The 21,400-nt window shown below is 55.4% G+C and carries 15 protein-coding genes; 6 read left to right on the forward strand and 9 right to left on the reverse strand.

The window, feature by feature from the left end; genetic code table 11:
• Positions 1-202: 202 nt before the first annotated feature.
• A complete protein-coding gene (locus LG385_RS13280) occupies positions 203-2,290 on the reverse strand; it encodes a calcium-binding protein (RefSeq protein WP_225774680.1) in 2,088 nt (695 codons plus the stop codon).
• Between the two features lie 313 nt (positions 2,291-2,603).
• Entirely contained in the window at positions 2,604-4,151 is a 1,548-nt protein-coding gene (locus LG385_RS13285) for a calcium-binding protein (RefSeq protein ID WP_225774681.1), read from the reverse strand.
• A gap of 280 nt (positions 4,152-4,431) precedes the next feature.
• Here LG385_RS13285 and LG385_RS25530 point away from each other — a divergent pair, with 280 nt between their 5' ends.
• Positions 4,432-6,987 carry a M10 family metallopeptidase C-terminal domain-containing protein gene (locus tag LG385_RS25530; protein WP_318781395.1) on the forward strand — a complete coding sequence of 852 codons (2,556 nt, stop codon included), beginning with the start codon at positions 4,432-4,434 and terminating at the stop codon, positions 6,985-6,987.
• 88 nt (positions 6,988-7,075) lie between these two features.
• Here LG385_RS25530 and LG385_RS25455 read toward each other — a convergent pair whose 3' ends face one another.
• Entirely contained in the window at positions 7,076-9,019 is a 1,944-nt protein-coding gene (locus tag LG385_RS25455; protein WP_263974694.1) for a right-handed parallel beta-helix repeat-containing protein, read from the reverse strand.
• The gene (locus tag LG385_RS13315; protein ID WP_225774682.1) at positions 9,001-9,210 is read right to left on the reverse strand and encodes a glycoside hydrolase family 55 protein; all 210 of its coding nucleotides are present in this window, start codon (positions 9,208-9,210) and stop codon (positions 9,001-9,003) included. The genes LG385_RS25455 and LG385_RS13315 overlap by 19 nt, the downstream gene beginning before the upstream one ends.
• 552 nt (positions 9,211-9,762) lie before the next feature.
• Between LG385_RS13315 and LG385_RS13320 the strand changes: the two genes are divergently transcribed.
• The 4 genes from LG385_RS13320 to LG385_RS13335 all read left to right on the forward strand — a co-directional run bounded on the left by LG385_RS13320 (position 9,763) and on the right by LG385_RS13335 (position 13,689).
• Positions 9,763-10,287 carry a hypothetical protein gene (locus LG385_RS13320; protein ID WP_225774683.1) on the forward strand — a complete coding sequence of 175 codons (525 nt, stop codon included), beginning with the start codon at positions 9,763-9,765 and terminating at the stop codon, positions 10,285-10,287.
• A 155-nt stretch (positions 10,288-10,442) separates the two neighbouring features.
• A complete protein-coding gene (locus LG385_RS13325; RefSeq protein WP_225774684.1) occupies positions 10,443-11,063 on the forward strand; it encodes a tyrosine-type recombinase/integrase in 621 nt (206 codons plus the stop codon).
• Between the two features lie 432 nt (positions 11,064-11,495).
• Positions 11,496-11,834: a hypothetical protein gene (locus LG385_RS13330; protein WP_225774685.1), complete on the forward strand. Its 339-nt coding sequence runs from the start codon at positions 11,496-11,498 to the stop codon at positions 11,832-11,834.
• A 355-nt stretch (positions 11,835-12,189) separates the two neighbouring features.
• A complete protein-coding gene (locus LG385_RS13335) occupies positions 12,190-13,689 on the forward strand; it encodes a M10 family metallopeptidase C-terminal domain-containing protein (RefSeq protein WP_225774686.1) in 1,500 nt (499 codons plus the stop codon).
• Between the two features lie 1,111 nt (positions 13,690-14,800).
• On the opposite strand, the gene LG385_RS13340 is transcribed toward LG385_RS13335, so the two are convergent.
• The 5 genes from LG385_RS13340 to LG385_RS13360 form a co-directional block, all read right to left on the reverse strand.
• Complete coding sequence (locus tag LG385_RS13340) at positions 14,801-15,478, reverse strand: hypothetical protein (protein WP_225774687.1); 678 nt, start codon at positions 15,476-15,478, stop codon at positions 14,801-14,803.
• A gap of 500 nt (positions 15,479-15,978) precedes the next feature.
• Positions 15,979-16,332, reverse strand: a complete 354-nt coding sequence (locus tag LG385_RS13345) for a hypothetical protein (RefSeq protein WP_027601721.1) — start codon at positions 16,330-16,332, stop codon at positions 15,979-15,981.
• A gap of 83 nt (positions 16,333-16,415) precedes the next feature.
• Entirely contained in the window at positions 16,416-17,522 is a 1,107-nt protein-coding gene (locus LG385_RS13350) for a hypothetical protein (protein ID WP_225774688.1), read from the reverse strand.
• 906 nt (positions 17,523-18,428) lie between these two features.
• A complete protein-coding gene (locus LG385_RS13355) occupies positions 18,429-19,802 on the reverse strand; it encodes a transposase (RefSeq protein ID WP_225774689.1) in 1,374 nt (457 codons plus the stop codon).
• A gap of 205 nt (positions 19,803-20,007) precedes the next feature.
• Positions 20,008-20,484, reverse strand: coding sequence for an Imm42 family immunity protein (locus tag LG385_RS13360; RefSeq protein ID WP_225774690.1), 477 nt, complete (start codon positions 20,482-20,484; stop codon positions 20,008-20,010).
• A 202-nt stretch (positions 20,485-20,686) separates the two neighbouring features.
• Between LG385_RS13360 and LG385_RS13365 the strand changes: the two genes are divergently transcribed.
• Positions 20,687-21,307, forward strand: coding sequence for a tyrosine-type recombinase/integrase (locus LG385_RS13365; protein ID WP_225774691.1), 621 nt, complete (start codon positions 20,687-20,689; stop codon positions 21,305-21,307).
• Positions 21,308-21,400 lie beyond the last annotated feature (93 nt).

The following is a 21,400-nucleotide window of genomic DNA, read 5'->3' on the forward strand; positions in this document are numbered from 1 at the left end:
GGCCGGAAGCCGCAAGTGCCTGGCTTGAGCCGGACCTGGGAGATTTAGCCAATGTGTTGCGGCCACCGGTTAAATCCACAGCCGATAGCTACTCATGGTGAAAGGCAGCTACGGAGCGGTTGCAGCCAATAGCAGTAGTCAGCACCGACCCAAAGCAACCTACGCCGCCCTCAGGCAGCGTAGTGAGGTGATGCAGCGCTAATTAGCCAATATGCTGGTCATGCTCCGGCGCAGTTGTAGCCACCCCTACCAATTCAACTGCCACTGGCGGCGCGAATACCATGTTGTCGTCGTTCAAAACATCAAGCCAGTTACCGGCCAAGGCAATTTCGAATTTATGGCCTTGGCTGTCTGCTTCCACATCCTTGAGGTAGGTACGGTCCAGATCCCGGTTGTAGGCCATCTTTAACGTAGTCCCTGTGCCGTCCCCGAATTCGGTGTAGCCCAACTGCGACACATCGATCTTGTCGCTAGGGCCTGCGAACCCTACGATAAGGTCGACAAAGCTTTTCGAGTCGGTACGGTAGCTGTCGTCGGTAGACAGGTAGCGGAAGGTATCGTCGTCTTGATGGTCATCGACCCAGTAGGAGAAATCGCCTCTGTCACCGCCATTGAGTTGGTCAGCGCCCTGCCCCCCAATCAAGATATCGGACCCTGCCCCGCCGTTGATGCGGTCGTTGCCAGCCAGGCCATAAATCACTTCCGACAGGGCCGACCCGGTAATGGTATCCGTGCCCGAGGTGCCTTCGATGACAGGGCGTGCCGTCACCACATTATCGCTGTTCAGCTGACTGGCCAGGTTGCCGTCCAGCACCAGCTCAAAGCGATGCCCGGAGGCGTCGGCATCGTAACTCTTCAAGTACGTCCGGGTACCTTCGGCATTCGTTTGTACTGCGAGCGTGCCGTTGTGGCCGTTGCCAAGGCCAGTAAAACCAAGCCCGATCAGGTCAATCCGGTCCTGGGACGCATCAAAATCCACAACACGGTCGCTGGCTTGGCCGGTACTCGTGTGGTAACTGTCCGCTATGTCAGTGAAACGGAATATATCTCCCCCGGCACCGCCGGTGAGCACGTCCCGCCCGCCACCGCCCTGCAAGACATCGTCGCCCGCAAAGCCGTTAATGAGTTCAGAGGCCTCCGTGCCTCGCAGGATGTCCTGCCCCACATAACCGTCGATATGGACCTTGCCGTCCTGGCTACCGAAGCTGGTATCGAGGCTGCCGTCTGCATTGAGACGCGTGACGTTAAAGTCCCGGTTGTGCAGGCCCGCGATCACGATTTTGCCGTCTGCTTGTACCGTCACAGCATCTGGAGAGCTATCGTCGATAGTGACCATACCCTTTTCGCCGAAGCTGGTATCAAAGGAGCCATCGGCATTGAGCCGCAGTACACTCGCCACCGAAGTTTCGACGTTATGGCCTGCAACAATGATTTTCCCGTCCGCTTGAATGGTCACACCAGAATCGCCTCTGAAACCCAAGGCTGGATCGAAGTAGAGGATCCCCTGATCCCCAAAGCGGGTGTCCAGCTCACCGTCCGGCGTAAAGCGCTGGAGTGCGTACATGTCAACAAAGCGGATGTCCGTAGGCGAATCGTGCGCAACCTCGACAGAATAGAGCGCGCCGAGAAGGACACTGCCATCAGCCTGGACAGTGGTTGAAATATCACCGGCCCCTGGGTCTGGCGTGGTGTTCAATGTCAGTGTTCCCTTGTCACCAAAGCCTGTGATCACGGTACCGTCGCCACTCAGTTTAGTAACCTCGGCTTGACCGTCGTCGCGAATGCTTACATACAAGGTGCCATCCGCTTGGGCCTTGATATCAATGCCGCCGTAGAGGCCGCTAGTGATCGTCAGCGCGCCGCCCGTGGCGAATGTACGGTCAAGCGTACCGTCACTGTTGAATCGCTCTACCCGTATGCCGCTGTCTACCGAACTCGCGACCACCACTCTCCCGTCGGCCTGAACAGCCATGACTTCATAGTCCCAATCAAGATCTACGCTGGCCGGAACGACATCTACGCCTCCCACGCCAAACGCGGTGTCCAGGCTACCGTTCGTGTTGAGCCGCAGCACAGAATGATCAAGCTCGTAGCCATAGCTTTCCTCACCCGGCGCGCCGGGGTAACCCCAGGCAAGGTGCTGGCTATAGCCACCTACCAGGATCTCGCCGTTGGCTTGTACCAATACGCTCTCTGCGTAATCCAGCTGCCCTGTAAGATCGACCGTGACCGTGCCGACGCCGGTGGTGACAGTGTGGGTAAGTACCGACTTGCTATCGCTGGTTTCCACTGTTTAATCCTTTAATGATGCCGATTGGATCCTCCACTGTAGTTCACTTTTGCAGTCTGCATTCGGCCAGGCCCGGCGAGGCACATGACAGTCGCTGTACGGTCATCGCCTACTGTCATAGAGGTAGATAGCGAAGCTTGGTTGTGCTTCATCGCTGGCAGGGCGGTATCGAGAGTACGAAGGGTTCGACCATATAGGACAGTGCTGGATAGGGTTCACCTTAGGCTGCTATCCATAGCTGCCGTTCAGCACCACGCCGTAGCGGTTGCATAAAGTAAAGGTGGGTGCTGATAGCCGACTATCAAGGATAGTGTTAGCTCACGTGGTCTACAGCGGGATGTCCAATGAGCGCCACCTCTGGCGTATCGGCAGCCACCAGGTCGGCATCGGTGAGCACTTGCGTGTAGTCGAACCCGGCTAGCGTGACCTGGAAGGCGTGCCCATCGGCACCTGGCTCGCTACTGCGCAGGTAGGTACGGTCGGTGTTTTCATCGTAGGTCATGCGCAATGTGGCGTCGCGGCCGTTGCCCAAACCGGTCACGCCGAGTGCGGCGACATCCAGCTTGTCTTCGCCCCAGATGAAATCAGTGATCAGGTCGCTGCTGCCGACATAGCTGTCAGCACTGCTAGCGAACACGAAACGGTCGTTGCCTCCACCGCCGGTGAGCTTGTCCGCGCCCAACCCACCGGTCAGCACGTCGTCCCCGGCGTTACCCTCCAGCGTGTCGTTTCCGGCGCCGCCGGCCAGCGTGTCGTTACCCCAGTAGCCATACAGAATGTTCGCTTTGTCGTCGCCGACCAGATTCACTGGTGTGATCGGCTGCGGGGTGGTCACCGCTGTCGCGTCACTGGGCGGGGCGAACAACACGCTGCTGGTATTCAGCTCACTGACGTGGTTCCCACTGAGCAGAATTTCGAAGCGGTTACCGTTGGCATCGGCCTCCAGGGATTTAAGCGCGGTGGTATCGCCTGCCAGGTTGAGGACCACCTTCAGCGTACCGTTGTAGCCGTTACCCAGCCCGGTGAAGCCCAACGCAGACACGTCGATCATGTCATGGCCGTTTCCACTGAAGTCGGTGATCAGGTCGCGGTTGCTGTAGCTGTCACTGACATCGTTACGGTAGCTGTCGCTGAGCTGGGTATACAAGAAGTTGTCGGCACCCGCGCCACCGCTCAGGGTGTCCCCGCCAGCGCCGCCGAGTAGCCGATCATTGCCCACACCCGCTTCGACGGTATCGCGGCCGGCGCCGGCTTTTAAAGTTTCGCTGGCGTCGGTGCCTTCGAGCAAATCGGTGTGCGAGCTGCCCTTGATCAGCGGTTGTAAATTGGCATCGGTAATAAGGCCGCTCATGGAAAGGAACTGTACGGCAAAACGTTGGCCGTTATGGCCCTGCTCGTAGTTTTCCAAAATGTAAATGCCGCGCAGGGGCTCTTTTCGTATGTGAAGGGTATCGCCATAGCCGTCGCCCAAATGGCTATAACCCAGGGCCGATACATCCAGGATATCGTGGGCGGGGTCAAAATAGTCGATGCCATCGGTGAACTCGCCTGCAGCATTTATATAGCTGTCACTGATTCGGTCGAAGCGGAATATATCGTTGCCGTCGCCGCCGAGCAGAGTGTCTAGTCCCGCACCCCCGACCATCACATTGTTGCCACCCCCTCCGATGAGGTAGTCGTGCAGGCCCCCACCCATTAACAGTTCATTGGCCAGCCCACCGCGTAGGGTATCCCTCTCTTGAGTGCCCTGCACGATGAGTTCGATCGGGTTGCTGCTGACCTGGCTACTAGCGCTTGTAGCCTGTAAATCTGTAAGCGCCGTGTCGCTGGTAATGTCCTTGATGCGGGAAACTTGGGTCATGCCTGCTCCTTACCTGCGGTTGGGTCACTAGGAATATAGCGTGACGCCAGTAATGCCGTTTTGTTGAAGGCAATGGGCCGGTATCGACGGAGAGCTCACACGCGCTATTGCCTACACGGTCTTCCGTTGTGTTGAAGGAAAAGGACCAGGCGGACTTTCATTCACCGGCGGTCTTACATGCAAAAAACAGCTAGTTGCGCTGCTACCCTCAATGCTGCCCGGCTCGTTCATTCCTGCCTTATCTACCCACTGCGAACGGCGCGCGGCATGGGAGATAGCTATGGCTTCATTTTACGATGTGAAGGATTACGGTGCGCTCGGCGACGGCGTGACTGACGATACGCAAGCCATCCAGGCGGCAATTGACGCTGCAGCCGCGGCCGGAGGCGGCACGGTGAGCGTTACCGCAGGTACCTATCGGGTTAGCGCCAGCGATGACGCGCAAGGCGGCTGCCTGTTACTGGGCGATAACGTCTCCGTGGTGGGCGTGGGCATGGGCAAGACGATTATCAAGCTCGCACAAGGCGAAGGGGATGTAGCCGGCATGCTACGGGGGGGTGGCGACCATGTGAGTGTCAGCGGGCTGACCCTCAACGGTTTGGGCGACGAGGCCTTCGGCGCTGTCGACTGCTGGGTAAGCGGAGACAGCAGTGATGTGCAGCTAAAGGATGTAGAAGCCACCTGGAGCCGCGGCTATGGGTTCGACCTGCGCAACGCTGGCGGCCAGGTGACCATGCAAGGCTGCATAGCGGCGATAACCGGGGACGACGGCGTGATTGCCGACGGCCTGGCACGCGCGGTTATCCAGGACACGGTCTCTTATACTAACCAGGGGTCGGGGTTCAATCTGGGTGGCCCTGTCCAGCTATTGGACAGCGAGGCCTACGACAATGCAGTCGCAGGTATCAATGTGGTCGAAGGGACCTCACCGGCAGGTTCCGGCAATGTGCGGGTAGACGGCGGCAGCGTGCACGGCAACTACCAGAACGGTGTGGCCCTCACCGAGGTGGATGGCTTCGAGATCAACGGCCTCGAGATCTACGGGAACGTGAATTACGGCATTACGGTTCACGGCGGCTCCTTGGGCACCCTTTCTTATAACACCGTGCACGGCAACTCGCTGGAAGCCCCGGACGTTGAAATCAGAATCCAAAGCGATGGTATTTCTGCTCCCTCATCTGACCCCGATTATGCTGTAAAGGTACGAGACAACATCATCGTTGGTGAACAGCCCTACCATAGCGGTCTATACGCGTCTGGCAGCGGCTATATCCAGGTGTTCGATAACGTTGCCAGTGGTGATGACTTCTTTGGCGACATTATCGGGGTGGATGAGCCCTACGGGTGGGCCCGGGGGAACACGGAATTCTTGCATATTCGGGGAACGTCCCAAGGCGATGCGCTGAACGGTGACCTCACCCGCGACATCTTGCAGGGGAACGCAGGCGCTGATCGCCTGGTGGGCGCTGGCAATGACGACGTGCTGGCCGGGGGCGCCGGGGCGGATCAACTCAGCGGCGGTGCCGGGAGCGATGTGTTCCGCTTTACCGCGCTCAACGACAGCTACCGGACCGCGACCCAAAGCCACGCCGACCGGATACTTGACTTCGACCTGCGCGCCGATCGCCTGGATTTGACCGCGCTGGGGTACAGCCATGTCGGAAACGGGCATGGCGACTCGGTGAGTATCGCCTATGACGCGGTCAAGGACGTCACCTACCTGAAAAACCTTGACCCGGACACCCATGGCAATCGCTTCGAGTTAGCCCTCGCGGGCGACTACCGGGCGCTGACTGATGCTCACCTGCAAGCCCTGCTCACCGGTACGGCGGGCAGCGATACCTTGAAGGGTACGGTCGATGCTGAAACCTTCCACGGGTTTGCAGGGCGGGATCATCTCTATGGCGACCGCGGCGATGATCTTCTTTACGGTGACGCCGGGGGTGATCAGCTTGAGGGCGGCAAAGGGGCGGACATCTTTGTCTATCGCAGTATGAGTGACAGCCTGCGCAGTGCCAGCGTAAGCGACGACCCAGGGCGCGACACCCTGATGGATTTTGATGGCGCGGTCGGTGACCTTATCGACGTCTCTGCGCTGGGGTTTACCGGGCTTGGTGATGGGCACAATGGCACCTTGAAGTTGAGCATCAATGACGCAGGAACACGTTCGATTCTCAAATCCTTGGATACGGACGCCGGAAGCAATCACTTCGAGCTTGCTATAGGCGGCGACGCCTTGGCGGAGCTTGGCGCAGCCAACATAGTGTTTGCCCAGGCTTTGGCGGGCCAGGTCACCAGCAGCGCGCCCAACGAAGCCCTGCACCTTACGGGAACGGCCGCAGCAGACGCGCTCAAAGGGTTCTCGGGCGATGACACGCTACAGGGCGCCGGCGGAAATGATCGGCTGACGGGCGGCGTCGGGGATGACCTGTTGATTGGCGGCACGGGCGCTGACCGGCTTGTCGGAAGCTCCGGCGCGGACACTTTTCGCTTTGCAAGCGTCACTGATAGCTACCGTTCAGGGAGCCAGGTGTCCGTGGACACCGTCACCGACTTTTCAGCCTCTCGGGATGTGATTGACCTGTCTCGCTTGGGATTCTCCGGGCTGGGCAATGGTCATGCCGACACCCTGCGGTTGAGTTATGAGCAATCAACCCACCAGACCTTCCTGACCGACCTTGACGGCGACGCGCAGGGGCGGCACTTTCAGATTCGTTTCGCCGCAAACCAGATCGATGCCCTGAACAGCGACAGTATCCTCTTCACCGATGGTGGCACTGCCGAGCCGCTGCAGTTGCTGGGTGACAGTGCCATGCCGCCCGCAGCTGTGGCCTAGGAAAAAGCCGGACTCCACCCAATAGCCGTCCGGGCAGGGGGACAGGGAAGGCCATGCAGGCTTGTCACCCCTGTCGCCCGAAGCTGCGTTACACCACGGCCTCTGCTTGCGTTGCACTGCCCAGAAGCGTTAGCGGCGTCTCCAGTTCTGGTGGAGACAACAGCCCATCAGGCAGGGGCTGGCTGTCATAGCCGTCAGGGTGGGCAAAGATGATCGCTGTATCGGAGCGTAAAGACTCGATGTTGAGGTTGTTGAAGCTGATTTCGAAATGGCGCCCCAATGCGTCGGTTTCCATGGATCTAAGGACCATTCCCACGGGGACAGGGTCCCACTCGAACAGCAGGGTACCGTTATAGCCATTGCCCAGCCCGGTAAAGCCCAGGGCACTGACGTCAATGCTGTCGTTCCCTTTGAGGTCGAAGTCGAGGATAACGTCCCGGTGTATCAAGACGTCGTTATCGCCGCGCCAGCTGTCAGTCAGGGCTTTATACACAAAGGTGTCGCTCTCCTTGCCACCGGTTAGCCGGTCTGCCCCCTCGCCGCCGATGAGCCGGTCTTCACCGTAGCCTACAAGCGTGTCGGCGCCGTTGCCCCCGATCAGCGTTTCCGCTGAGTTGCTACCTTCCAACAAGTTGGCGGCCGCGTCGCCCTTCACCAGTGAGCGAAAGTCGTCAGGGTTCAGTGCTGTGCTGCCGGTGAAGTCGCCGTGCAGCGCCAGCTCGAAGCGATTGCCATGGCTATCGGCGTCAAAGCTTTTCAAGTAGGTCAGGTCGTGGGCTTTGTTGTACACGGCCTTGAGGCTGCTGCCGTGGCCGTCCCCTATGCCGGTGAAGCCGACTTCGGTAAGGTCGAGCCAGTCATCAGGGTTGAAATCCCCGATCACATCAGCATGGGACGTGGTTGCCGTACGGTAGCTGTCGGTCAGGGCACTAAATCGGAACGTGTCGCCGTGCTGGTACTCACTAAGCCCGCCCAAGAGGTAATCGCGGCCAGCGCCACCGACCAGAATGTCGTTATTGTCCCCGCTGTCCAGGCGGTCGTTGCCCGTACCTCCTACCAGCAGGTCTTGCGCGAGCGTGCCTGTCAGCTTGTCAGCTGCTGCCGTGCCGAAACGGTGAATGAATGCCTGGTTATCGGTCGCTGTGCTATGGATGCCCCCCTGCTGCGTGGGGTATTCAACCTCACTTATCACATTGTCCGTAATGCGGTTGTTGTCACCCGCGTCATAGCCTTCAGCAATGCCAAGGTTGGAATTCGTCCAGACGCCGCCCGTAACGACATTACCGTATACGTCGATATATTCCGCGCGCAGCGTCGGCATGGAAGCAACACCGGTGAGCAGGATTTCTGCGCCAGTGACCTCGCCGTTGTTCTCGTGGACGTTGCTGAAGCTGATTTCGCCATGCTTGCTGTCGTCGCTGTGCACCCCGTTGGCATGGTTACTGTGGGCGTCGATACCGGTCACACGGTAGCCATCCACAGTGTCGATATGCACGCCTGAATCGCCGTTCTCCCAAAAGGCACCGCCGCTAACCAGGATATTGCCCACCTGGTCATCCTTGGCGGTGTCGGTGGCCCTGCCTTCCACCAGGTGGATGCCATCGCCGCCGTTTCCATAGCCGTCGCTGTCAAGCACGCGCAGGGTACCGCCCAGCTGGTAGCCGTCGCCTAAGTTGTTGTAGGAAACATTGTGCTCGAACACGCTAGTGCGCAGGCCATCGGCTATTACGCCGCCTTTCGCGTTGTCATGAGCGCTGCTGTTGCGCAGCGTTACGGTGCTGCCCCCGCTGCGCAGGTCGAAGCCGTAGCCGCTGGCGTTGTGCACCTCCACGTCATCGAGCAGCAGATTGCTGACAATGCCGCTGACCACACCGTCCACGGCGCCTGCATCGGTCGCCGTGTTGTTGCCATCAATGCTCAGGTGGCTGACCTGCACACCTTTACCCTCGGCCCGCAGGATGCCGGCCGCCGTAGTAACGCCGCTCGCCAGTTTGAGTATCGTGCCCTCAGTGTTCAGCCCTTCCAGTGCCACCCCGCTTTGAGCAGCAGGCAGCCTCCGTCGGCTGCGTCGTTCGGGCTGAGCCGAAAGGTCCCTGCGCCTATTGTTACTTGCCCGCCACCCGCCGCCGACGCGGCATTGATCGCCGCCTGGATCGCCTGGGTGTCATCGGTGACGCCATCGCCCTTGGCGCCGTAGTCTTTCACATTGAATTGTGTCGCCATTAGCCTTCTCCCTGCCGCGACACGTTCGCAGTGAATGGAGAAAACAGGAAAACGCAGCGCGGGCTCTGAGCCTAGTTAATTGTTGGGGTAACACGGTAGGCAGCGGACGTGAGGTTGCCGGGCAACGCGGACACGTCAACCATGTCATGGCCGTTGCCACTGAAGCGGCTGGTGTAGCTGCCACTGGCATCATGCGTGCTCGGTACCTGCGGTGGGCCCACTCAAGTGTGGTGCAACGCTATTGATGCCGTTTCGTTGATGACATTGGCCGGTATCTACGAAGGGATGATAAGCGGCGGGCTTGATGCACATCATCACGCGGCAGGTGTTGGCGTTAGCCGGTCGATGCGAAGGGCCGCAATGGGTCGGTTGCTGACAGCCGCGGTAGGCAGCTACCGACCCAAAGCTGACGTTGGTGACAGGTAGAGATCGGCCAGAAACTGACATTCGCCGGTGTCTTTTGGCCTTGCGTCAATCACTTCCAATGTGTGTAATTAAAGCATTTGAAAAAGATACCCCTCAATCGGCTCTTGATACCTTAAGGTGGATGTAATGAAAATTTATCAGGGTAAAATTCCTAAAGAGACGTTGAATCTATTTATTTCAGATATTGGATTCGGGGAGTTTTTTTCATATGTAGGAAATCTGGTTTCACTGGAACAAGCAATTTCTGTCCTGGGTTTGCTTTCTCCTGATTTTATTGAGGTTGATGGCTACGTTTTCTGGCTGCCTAGCGCTCAGCAGTACGACTCGCAGAAATTTCACTTAAAGGGTCTGGTTGAAACCGAATCTGGTGCGTTGGAGCAAAGCGTATCGCGTAGAGATGTTGAGCGATATAGAAATATATTTTCAATAAATCAATTTTTTTCTAAGTGGGAATCTGTGCCAGGCCGGCTTGTATATAAAGTTGGCCTGTCGGAAGAGGAATACCGTCTTTGTTATTTATTTGCTGAGCATATTGCTCGATATTGGATGCGCTCGTTATTAGACTCATTTCCAGAGAAATTGTTTCAATTTGAAATTGCTGATAATATTCTCGATGAATATGGGGTTTGCCTGACATTCTGGCAAACTTAGATTAAACGCTGAAAGAGTCAATTGTTACGACTTGATAAAAATCGATACGCGGAAGCTTTTGGCCTTAGCCGATTAATTCGAAGGACTGCTATGGGTCGGTTAGCGCCCATGGCTCGCGATGACCATCCTTGTCTTCCCAAAGAGGAGGACAAGCTATGAAAACGATTACGACCCACGTCCAGGAACCTTGGAACAAAGGAAAATTGGTCGGCCAGAAAGCCCCGCTGCGACTCAAAGATATCTGGGCCATTCGCGTAAGGCTCCAAATCGCGCAGGAAGCTCGTGATTTGGCCCTTTTCAATCTAGCCATCGACAGCAAGCTACGAGCCTGCGATCTGACCAAGCTTCGTGTACGAGACGTGGTTCATGGGCAGCATGTGTCATCGCGAGCAATAGTGATGCAGCAGAAAACCCAGCGACCTGTGCAGTTTGAGATTACGGAGCAAACACGGATTGCTCTGAAGGCATGGATACATCAAGCCCATCTCCACAGTGAGGACTGCCTTTTTCCAAGCCGGCTGCACGCCTCCCAGCATCTCTCCACCCGGCAATACGCTAGGATCGTCAAGGCGTGGATAAAGGCTATTGGCCTTGATCCAGCCCTGTATGGTACTCACACGATGAGACGCACGAAGGCATCGTTGATCTATCGGAGGACGAAGAACCTGAGAGCGGTTCAGCTCCTGCTCGGGCATACGAAGCTTGAGAGTACCGTGCGATACCTAGGCATTGAGGTCGATGATGCTTTGGAGATGGCAGAGCAGACGGAGGTCTGACACGCTAGCGACAGTGGAGGTACGGCTGTCGCTATCCGACCCATAGCAGCCGTTGGCGGAGGGCAGCGAATGGCCGTAGCATTTGTCTGGATATATCCAGAAAAACAGCAATGAGACCGATATCGAATGGAATTCATACTTGATTCGATAGCACACCGTATTGGCGTTAGTGTGCTGAACCTGCTGAGTGGTGGCCGCTTTAAGGGGAGAGCGACTATGCATGGGGCTGGGCGGTCGCCGTCGGCGATTTGGTTCCGCTTACTTAATTCCCGGCTTTCTTCCTTTGGCTTATATGTAGCAGTGGCGATTGGATTGATAACCACTTTGTGGTGAGTGCCGCCTGTGGCTGGTGAGGAGCTTCGACCGTCGCAAAGCGGCCCTTGCGCAGTATAATAAACTAAGGGCTACTGAAATTATCTGGATGCATTTATAGTGAATATAACAACTGATTTATGGCTTTATATCATATGGCCATTTGCCTTTGGCGTTGTCGCTTCTATTTTTATAATATTGCTAATGGCAGGCATTTGCTTTGTCCCGCTAGTTTTATTGCGTAGTGATGCTGGAAATTTAATTTCCAAGTCAATTTTCTGGTCTGGTGTGGTTTCTCTGTCTTTAATTTTATCGGCTATAGTTGGCCTCGAGTGGAATTTAAAAGGCCTCAAGATGGCTTTTGTATTTGGTTATATGTCGCCATTTATTATAATGGCGATTTTAAAGTTAAAGAAAAATCGTAAACAGCCAATGCCGTTAGGTAGAGGTCGTAGATAAATTCAATGATCTTTTTTAAAAGAGGCAGCTTTCTGTTGGTTAGCTCTTGGTTTGGCAGACAACCATGCGCCCACCTTTTTGACCGAAAGCGCCTGTTGCGATCGGATGCTATTGGTCGGTAGGGGCCAGTCGCACAAACGGCAGCAACCGACCCCTAGCAGCCATTGACCGTCCAAGGTGTCAGACCTAGTGATCGGCCGTCCTGATGAGCTGTCTGGTGGAGATGGAGCGCGTTGACGAGCTTATGCAATTCATCTAGTACATGACAGCAACAGTCGTGTTGGTCTAGCCCGGTAGGCTACCTGCCTGTGTTGCCGACCCAGGCCCAGAATTCAACCTACTCAGGATCGATACCGTGCCTACAGCCTCCAAAACTGCCCTGCAAGCCGCGCTCGATGAACAGGTCACCGTTCACAATCGACCTTCTTTCCGTACCTATACCGGTACGTCGGACGATGACGTAATTAACGGTACCTACTGGTATGAGCATTTATTCGGCGGCGCCGGGAACGATACCCTGAATGGCCAGGGCGGCTTCGACACGTTGGTAGGTGGTGCCGGGGTTGATGCCCTCACAGGCGGCGCAGCCGACGGATATGTGGTGAAATTCGTGTTCACGTCACTCACGGACAGTTACGCCAATGCTGAAGGTTCTTACTCCGACCTGATTACCGGCTTCAACCAATACGACATATTAGACCTGACAGCCCTTGGCCTGGAGCGAATCGGTAACGGCCACAATGGCGACCTGGCCGTCAGCTATGACGCCGCTGCGGACATCACCTACCTACAGTCGCTAGACAAAGACGCCAGCGGCAATTTCTTTGAGGTGCGCCTGGCAGGCGATTTCCGAGGCCAGCTAAGCACGTATAACTTTGTACTGCGCCACGACGGCACAGCCGGCAACGATACCTTGGACTACAGCTTTAGCACCAAGCAGTACGTGCTCAATGGTTTGGACGGCGACGATACACTCACTGGCGGGAAATTCGTCAGCGTACTGAATGGCGGCGCGGGTGCTGATCACCTGATCGGCAATAGCGGCGACGACACTTTCCTCTACCATCAGGTCAGCGGCAGTTTCGTCAACGACGCCTCGGGTGAGTCCAGCATTGGCCTTATCAGCAATTTCAACCTGTTCGACAGGGATGTATTGGACGTTTCCGCGCTGGGCTTCACTGGCCTGGGCGACGGCTATAACGGCACGCTGAATTATGCCTATGACAAAACCCTTGGGCATATCGTGGTGCAGTCTTTTGAAGCCGATGCCCAGGGCAATCGCTTCAAAGTGTATATCGACCAGTCCGACGGCCATGATAGCGGCGCTTATCAAGATGCCGATGGTTTTATCTTCGCCGGGGATAACAATCATAACGATGCCGAGCAGACCCTCACCGGGAGGCCGGTTTGGGATTCGCTGCACACGCCGGATGCGGGCGGTATTCTGATTGGTGGCGGGGCGGGCGATGCGCTGTATGGCAGCGATGGGTTAGATACCTTCCGCTATCTAGACAGCAGCGACAGCGTTCATGGTGCGGCTGACATGATCACGGACTTCGATGTGACCCAGGACAAGATCGACGTGGCAGCCCTCGGCTATACGGGCCTGGGCGATGGCACCAACGGTACCTTGAAGCTGGTGTACGACACAGACCTGCACCGCACCTATCTCAAGGACTACGACCTGAACGCCGAGGGTGAGCGCTTCGAGGTCGCTTTGGAAGGCGGTGGCTACACCAGGACATTCACCGCAGACAACCTGGTCGTTGCGAGCACCGTTTCAACAGCTGAATATGTCCCCGATGCGCCTATTGAACTAGTAGGTGTTGCACCTAGTGATATCCATGCTGCTTAAGTGAGAGACCGCTTTAGGTAGTCGTCAGTAGTCCTTCGTTACTGCCGGCTGCCGTTCCAAGGTTGTCGTTAGCGACCGGCCGCTTCGGGTCGGGCAGCTTAACAAGGAAAATAAATGCTATATATAATTTTCGCCATCGTCACAATTTTTATTTTATGGGCCATAGGAAAATACACGTCATCACTGAGAAAAAAAAGCACAAAGCATAGGGTATTAGTGTTTTTAGCATTCTGTCTGGTGATCTTCTTTGACGACGGGGCAGCACTACTCAGCTATAGCGCTGCCTGCATGAAAGCGGGCGTTCACATTGAAAAAAAGATCCCCTCTACTGGATTTTATGCTCCAACAGCTGATTTATTATTTGCCCAGCGATATCTACGTAGGGGCTATTCTTATGTCGAAACTGGGGGCTTGGGGTCACCGATAATCAGACATACTCGCCAAGGTAGCACGACTGCCCGGGATATCATTAGTGGCTACCAAGTAAATTCCGGGGATTTCAAACTATGGTACAAAACCGAGATAAATAAAGCGACTATCGTTCGGATAGCGAACGGAGAAGTTGTTGGCTACGACTCCATCGCGTCTACAAAAGGAGGATTCATTCTACAAGCGATCAAACAATATGTTTTTTTAGACAATACCTATATTTCGTGCTCGGGGTCCACCATAGGGGCGGGACCCACGGGGGATTTAATACCCGCAGTTCTCCCGCCGCTGAAGTAAATAATAATTTATATTATATAAATGGTTCTGCGACTCTAGCTTAAATCAGCGCTCGGCGCTCACGAGTAATCGGTCCGTTCTCGGTCATTGTAAGGTGATTTGTTTTGGCCGATTACAGCCCTTCACGAAGGGCAGCTTTGGGTCGGGAGCAGCCTGCGGCGGTCGGCTGCTACCTAGCCAAAGCGGACGCTTGTAGATACTGCCTGGAGTCAGTAAGCCTTAAAAAGCTGATGGGCTAGCAGTCCCAGTGTAGAATTGATTCACGGGTTTCGTAGTCTAGAGACCTCATTACTTGGCTTAGATTTGGGATGCCTGTCGTCTATCCTTCAGTCCGTATGGACTCCAGCACCTAGTGCGCGATTGAAAGCACAGAACACAACCATGTCTACTCCTGTAGATTCCTACTTGCCAGGTTGCTAAATGTTTTTGATATGTGCCAGACATCACCTTGATCGGCGGCCACAGATGCAAAGTATGTGACCGCCCAAGCTCTTTTACTTATGCTTTGAAGGGCAAAGAACGTTGCCGCTTCTCCTGACTCTATGATCGCCAATGTTTCCCCTTTACCTTCCTCTGATTCCCATTCGTCAATTATCCATATTGATTCAGCATCCGGTGGCCCATGAATTTTAAGTTTTACCACTGGGCGGGGATCCCAGACAGCCGACGTACCCACATTTTTGGCTGTAATTGTGAGTGCGTGAAGGTTGTCATCCAATGGGGTGTCGTGAACAGACACGCTTATTGATACTTCCAGTCTTAACGACAGTGTGCGTCCGCGGAAAAAGCGGTAATACGAAAACCCCGCACCAATCACTAATATGATCATGGTTACACAGCTATTCAGAACAGAAAAAGTGTCCTTTTGATCTCTTAGCCACTGGGCGGAAACTAGCCCGTGCTTGAGCGCATTTGCCATCCCCAAAATCATTACGAAAACAGTGAGCGCAAAGATTACGCCGCCTCGGTTGCGGTTCAACCAGGTCAGCTTCTTCCCAGAAATCAAACCCATATCAAAAAGATGAGAACCCCGGCAATCACCATAAGAATGATGACCAGCCAAGGCTGCCCGGCAGGTGGTGGAAATTTATGGCGTGCATACACGAGGCACCTCCCGATGGCAAATCTAATAAGACGACAGTTAGCGTAGTCGATGACCGCTGATGCAGCCAGAGGCTGCAAGTGCTGCATTGGCAGAAACCAATTGGACAAATTTGCGTTTGGCATTGGTCCAGCTTTTGCTATACAGGTAAGTGCTAGCTCGTCAGCTACATGACCGCTTTCGGCCGATTTCACCCAGTACCGACCGGCCGCTATGGGTCGGTTGCTGACAGCCGCGGTAGGCAGCTACCGACCCGACGCTGCCCTTCACGAAGGGCTGAAATCGGCCAATTGCTGCCCTTCGTGGATGGCTTGAACCGGCCATTAGGGATCGTCTGGCGTCTACGAAGCTAGGCGCGCGATTCACCGCGTTTCGGGGGACTGGGTCGGTTTAGTGTCAGGGGCTTGGTGACTACCTGGATGGGTTGGGCGGAGGCTTTGGCCCCCCACCCAACCGTTGGATCAGGTGTTGATTTCCTCGAACAAGGACTCGATTGCATCAGCGCAAGTACCAGTCACCGCGGCGGGCTTTGCATGGTGCAGTTCGGGGACCTTCGGCAGGCTCGCCAGGTGATGGGTAAATTCCGAGCCGCTTAGGTTGCCCAGGTCCTCTTTCACCAGTGCTCGGGCTGCAAGTTTCGTGATGACTGTTGCGGCGTCGATGCTCTTTGCGACATCTCCACCAGTGCTGAGAACAAGGCGCAGATGGATGCGCATGGCGTCTGCGGTGGCGTCGGTGTAATGCATGACCCCATTGGGCATGCCGATGTTCTGTTCAGTGTGCTCAACCTGGGTGCTGGGGGTGAACTCTTTCATGTCGGATCTCCTGAATAGGGAGTAGGAGCGCGCGGCTGCTCTGTAGCTCGCGCACTCAGGGTCAGCGTTGGGAATGGCTCGAATCAGAGCGCCTCGCGCTCTGCGATTTCATCCGCGATGGCGTCTTCCAGTTGCCTGGAGCATCGGGTCGACGCCAGGTGGCGACAGCCTTCCGCCGCAACTCTCAGAGGCTCCAGTTCTAGGAGGTCGAGTGACTCAGCAGTATCAAGCGCCAAATGGAAGGCCTTGTACGACTGCCCCGTGGACATGTGGCCCCAGGCTAGGCCGTCCTTCCAGTTCAGGACGTAGCCAGCCATCCACGCGAGCGAACCGTTTTTCTCTACGGGGATTTCGGCGCACATGCGCCCTGCTGCCCTACCCGCTTCGAATTCGTCATCGTCGAGGTCTTCGCCAGGCTGCACGTACGGTACCTTATCCCGTTCAGCGTCGGTGCGTTGATCGTATGTGGGCGTTTCGTTCAGCTTGAACGTGGGGTAACGCCAGCCTCTACGGCCACTGGGCACTATCCGTACGGTTCCACTGAAGGCGAGCTGGCGGTTGTATTTGAAAAACGAGGCTTCTTGATCGGCGCCCAGATCAAGGTCGTAGCTGACGGTCAGCGGAAAGCTGATGGTGCGGCCCAGGTGGTAGCTGCTTGGGAAGTCGCGCGGGACATTGAGCTCGTAGGTGAAGTAGTCTTCTGGGTTGTCGTCACGAATGAATTTCCAGAACCACCGGCGCAGGGGGCGGTGTTCATCGTCATCCAGATCATCGATGAACTCGCGCTTCAACCTCTCGCGGTTGGCGTAGTCCTTGGTACCGTTTATGAGTGTCCGGGGACCGGAGAGGTCATCGTCATATCCCATGCGGCATTTGACTGCAGGACCGTAGGTGCCGGCGCTCTCAAACAGTCTGACCAGCACCGGCAGCAGTTGCTCGGGGTACTGGAGGCCGTTAACCATCCGTTGCGCGATCATCTTGCTGTCGGGGATGTAGTACCCAACGCAGTGTTCTACGCGGTTTTTGACGGCTTTGAGGTAGTCGAATTGGTTGCGATAGCCGAAGCCGGCTGCTGCAAGAGTTTCAGCGTGGCGCGGAGAGAAGTTCTCCAGCTTGCTGATGGTGGGGTGTTCGTTGAGCAGCTTCGTAAGGTGGGATACGAGCAGTTTGAAACGCGTCTGTGCGCTCATGGTGATCCTCGGTTTTTGTGCCATGTGAGGTGGACTAAGAAAACTTTCGTTGTGGGCTTGTTTTCCTAGCGCACCCACGGATCAATCCGCGGATGAACGGGACAGCCATTGGCAAGCTAATGGCCGTCAGTAACGCACTTTGTACGTAGGTGGTTCACAGACAGGAGATGCCCACGCCTCGTGTCCAAGGAATGCCGTTTAGGCGATTCCAGCCGCTATCTAGCCGTGAGTGGCTCTGCAAAGTCAATCCTTTCGAATCCGTTGAAGGCGCAGCGTACTGACCATGAAGCTTTCAGGGTGGTCCGCCCCGGGCTGAGTGGACACTGACTTAATGTGGAGAATATCCACCGCAAGAAGTGTTCATGACCCAGACCAGACGACGTTTCCCGAATCCTTCAAACGCGAGGCGGTAAACCAGGTGCTTGCCGGCCTTGGAAATATCGAAGGTGCAGGAGTCGGAATGGTCAGCGAAGGTGGTGGCTTTCGACTGGGCTTGATCCTGGAAACCCAAGGAGATTGGCTGCTGTTCTATATCCCTGATGGCGGCCCAACCAGAGGTACAGCTGGTGAGGTCAGGGCCCTCCCAGCGGTAGAGGTGATAGTCACCGACATACCATGACTATCACTTCAGGCGTGCCTACGTCGTGGAGGAAGAGGCACTCTGGAACTAGCGGCCAGTTACCTCGACGCCGGCAAGCCGACTGCTCTGACTCGGCCAGACTGACTGCCCAACGTCCGCTATGGGTCGATTCTGTTGAAAAAGTCGGAATTTCAGACTGGAAGACTTCGAGGTTGGTCGTCTCTTCAGAACCTATTCACCACGCTGGGTGGCTTTTCGGTTCTGCATTGACCGTTGCAGCTTGGTTAATGGGTTAATTTGAGGTTTTTTGCTTACTCCGGGCGCACCTATCCCGTCGTTGGCGGCCTTTGAGAGGTAAGTTTGGCCAGTCTCCTCAGATTCTGTACTGCTGCTGCCATCGTGAATTCATCGTTCGCACCGCTCATGCCGCGTAGTCGCAATCGATCCAGTCTCAGGATTCGCTTGAGGTGAGCGAACAACATTTCGACTTTCTTGCGCTCATGGCGAGAGCACACGTATTGAGGTGTTGTGGCGATCCGCCGAGCAACATCTCGCGCCGCTTCATGGACACTACGGGCGATTTTTCGGAACGAAGTGTTCGGGCAGCAGCGCTCTTTCATCAAGCATTTAGCGCAATCGGTTTGCCGTGATCGAAAGATGATGGTGTCGGCTTTTGTGACATGTGAGCGCTGGTTCTTGAAGGCACGCCACTCACTGCGCAGGGCGTGTCCGGTGGGGCAGCGATATTCCTGCGTCCCTTCATTCCATTGAAAATCGCGGATAGAGAGGCTGTCGTTCTTGCGTTCGGTTTTGTCCCAAACCGGCACATGTGGCTCAATATCTTTTTCCTCCACCATCCAGGCCAACATCGGTGCGGTTCCATAAGCGGTATCGCCGATCAGTCGATCCGGCTTGATATCGAACTGCTCTTCGACTCGCTCAATCATGGTCTTGGTGCTCTCGACCTCGGCTGTTCGATGAGCCGGCGTGGGCTCTACGTCCATGATCACGCCATGTTCGACATCAATCAGATAGTTGGTCGAGTAAGCGAAGAACGCCGGGCCTCCTGGCGCTGCTGTCCAACGAGCGAGGGGATCGGTCAGCGACAGGCGTTTGGGAAGTGTTTCAGCCAGAGCCTCTTCATCCAGCGCTTCAAGGTACTCACGGACGGCACGAGTACTTAACGACGGATCGCTCCAGTTGACCTCTCCATCACCAGGCACTCCACGCTGGCGACTGGCATCCGCCTTAATGACGCTGGCGTCCACGGCAAACCCTTCGCCCTTGACCAGACCTGCGTCCATGCAGCGGCGCAGCACCTCGTTAAATAGCCAGCGAAACAGCGAGCTGTCGCGGAAACGACCGTGCCGATTTTTGGAAAACGTAGAGTGGTTGGGGACTTCGTCTTCGAGACTCAAGCGGCAAAACCAGCGATACGCCAAGTTCAAATGAGCCTCTTCGCACAACCTGCGCTCGGAGCGAATACCGTAGCAGTAGCCCACGACCAGCAGGCGAATCATCAGCTCAGGATCAATCGAAGGACGCCCAATCGGGCTGTAGAAATCGGCGAGGTATCGGCGCAGGTCGCTCAGATCGAGACATCGATCAATGCTGCGCAGGAGGTGATTTGCTGGGATGTGATCTTCAATGTTGAACGAGTAAAACAGCCGTTCCTGTCCACTCGACAATTGTCCCATCATGCTGCGAATCCTCCCGCCGGCCGATGTCCATATTTTGCCGCAGACCAGGCAGGAGATCTACTTTTTCAACAGAATCGGTCGGTTGCAGCCTGTCGCCACTGGCCGCAGCCGACCCTTTGCCGCTGTTCGACATCCGGCCCGAATCGGCCAAAATTATCCGTCGGATCTCTACGAAGCCAGGGGCGACGCAGTAAATTTAATCTACTTATCTCCATTTTAAGTCATCTTCAAGGATCTTTTTTAACTCTGAGGCTACCAAATAGAATGTCCCACTCGGAAGAGAGGCGCTCTCAATATTTTCGCCGCCATTTAAACTCCAAACAAAAATTTCCGATTCGGCGCACCCTATCCAGTAAGCATGGCATCCGGCATCAGCCATCATAGTGCATGTTAGATCGTAGACACCATCAATATAATCTGTGCCGTCGCCAAACAAGTAACTATTGGTTTTTTCGTAAATATATTCTGCAGCAATACCCTCCAGCCCATTAGAAGCAACAATATCTTCCAATTTAATATAGCACGCTAAGCTTGCCCTGAGCTCCGTCACATCAAGAATGTTAGGCAAGCGCACTCCATTTATGTAAAGTGAAAATATTCCATTTCGCCAAAATTCATCTGAATTCCACTGCTCGACCATATCAAATTGGACGGCAAAATTAAACGGATCCCCTACAATCATCCTTTTACTCCTAAAGGCTTTCTAATAACATTGGGAATCTAATTGGCATAGGGACCTCTCCCCGTCGAACCCAGATGATGCTCATTGAAATGCGTCGAAGCAATCACTAAGTTGTCACTAAACAGTCAACGTCCGCTTTGGGTCGGTTAGCTCCCATGGCTTGCAATGACCATCCTTGTCTTCCCAAAGAGGAGGACAAGCTATGAAAACGATTACGACCCACGCCCAGGAACCTTGGAACAAAGGAAAATTGGTCGGCCAGAAAGCGCCGCTGCGACTCAAAGATATCTGGGCCATTCGCGTAAGGCTCCAAATCGCGGAGGAAGCTCGTGATTTGGCTCTTTTCAATCTAGCCATCGACAGCAAGCTACGAGCCTGCGATCTGACCAAGCTTCGTGTACGAGACGTGGTTCATGGGCAGCATGTGTCATCGCGAGCAATAGTGATGCAGCAGAAAACCCAGCGACCTGTGCAGTTTGAGATTACGGAGCAAACACGGATTGCTCTGGAGGCATGGATACATCAAGCCCATCTCCACAGTGAGGACTGCCTTTTTCCAAGCCGGCTGCACGCCTCCCAGCATCTCTCCACCCGGCAATACGCTAGGATCGTCAAGGCGTGGATAAAGGCTATTGGCCTTGATCCAGCGCTGTATGGTACTCACACGATGAGACGCACGAAAGCATCGTTGATCTATCGGAGGACGAAGAACCTGAGAGCGGTTCAGCTCCTGCTCGGGCATACGAAGCTTGAGAGTACCGTGCGATACCTAGGCATTGAGGTCGATGATGCTTTGGAGATGGCAGAGCAGACGGAGGTCTGACACGCTAGCGACAGTGGAGGTACGGCTGTCGCTATCCGACCCAAAGCAGTCATTGGCTCACCATTAAGGCGAGCACGCCGAGCGCCTCTGGCG

This window comes from Pseudomonas sp. Marseille-Q5115 (genome assembly GCF_916618905.1).
In the GTDB taxonomy this organism is placed as follows: domain Bacteria; phylum Pseudomonadota; class Gammaproteobacteria; order Pseudomonadales; family Pseudomonadaceae; genus Aquipseudomonas; species Aquipseudomonas japonica_A.

Bases quoted from the DNA above. Each gene is read 5' to 3' on its own strand.
- LG385_RS13285 (WP_225774681.1), bottom strand. From the start codon at position 4,151: ATGACCCAAGTTTCCCGCATCAAGGACATTACCAGCGACACGGCGCTT.
- LG385_RS25530 (WP_318781395.1), top strand. From the start codon at position 4,432: ATGGCTTCATTTTACGATGTGAAGGATTACGGTGCGCTCGGCGACGGC.
- LG385_RS13315 (WP_225774682.1), bottom strand. From the start codon at position 9,210: ATGGCGACACAATTCAATGTGAAAGACTACGGCGCCAAGGGCGATGGC.
- LG385_RS13320 (WP_225774683.1), top strand. From the start codon at position 9,763: ATGAAAATTTATCAGGGTAAAATTCCTAAAGAGACGTTGAATCTATTT.
- LG385_RS13325 (WP_225774684.1), top strand. From the start codon at position 10,443: ATGAAAACGATTACGACCCACGTCCAGGAACCTTGGAACAAAGGAAAA.
- LG385_RS13345 (WP_027601721.1), bottom strand. From the start codon at position 16,332: ATGAAAGAGTTCACCCCCAGCACCCAGGTTGAGCACACTGAACAGAAC.
- LG385_RS13350 (WP_225774688.1), bottom strand. From the start codon at position 17,522: ATGAGCGCACAGACGCGTTTCAAACTGCTCGTATCCCACCTTACGAAG.
- LG385_RS13355 (WP_225774689.1), bottom strand. From the start codon at position 19,802: ATGATGGGACAATTGTCGAGTGGACAGGAACGGCTGTTTTACTCGTTC.
- LG385_RS13360 (WP_225774690.1), bottom strand. From the start codon at position 20,484: ATGATTGTAGGGGATCCGTTTAATTTTGCCGTCCAATTTGATATGGTC.
- LG385_RS13365 (WP_225774691.1), top strand. From the start codon at position 20,687: ATGAAAACGATTACGACCCACGCCCAGGAACCTTGGAACAAAGGAAAA.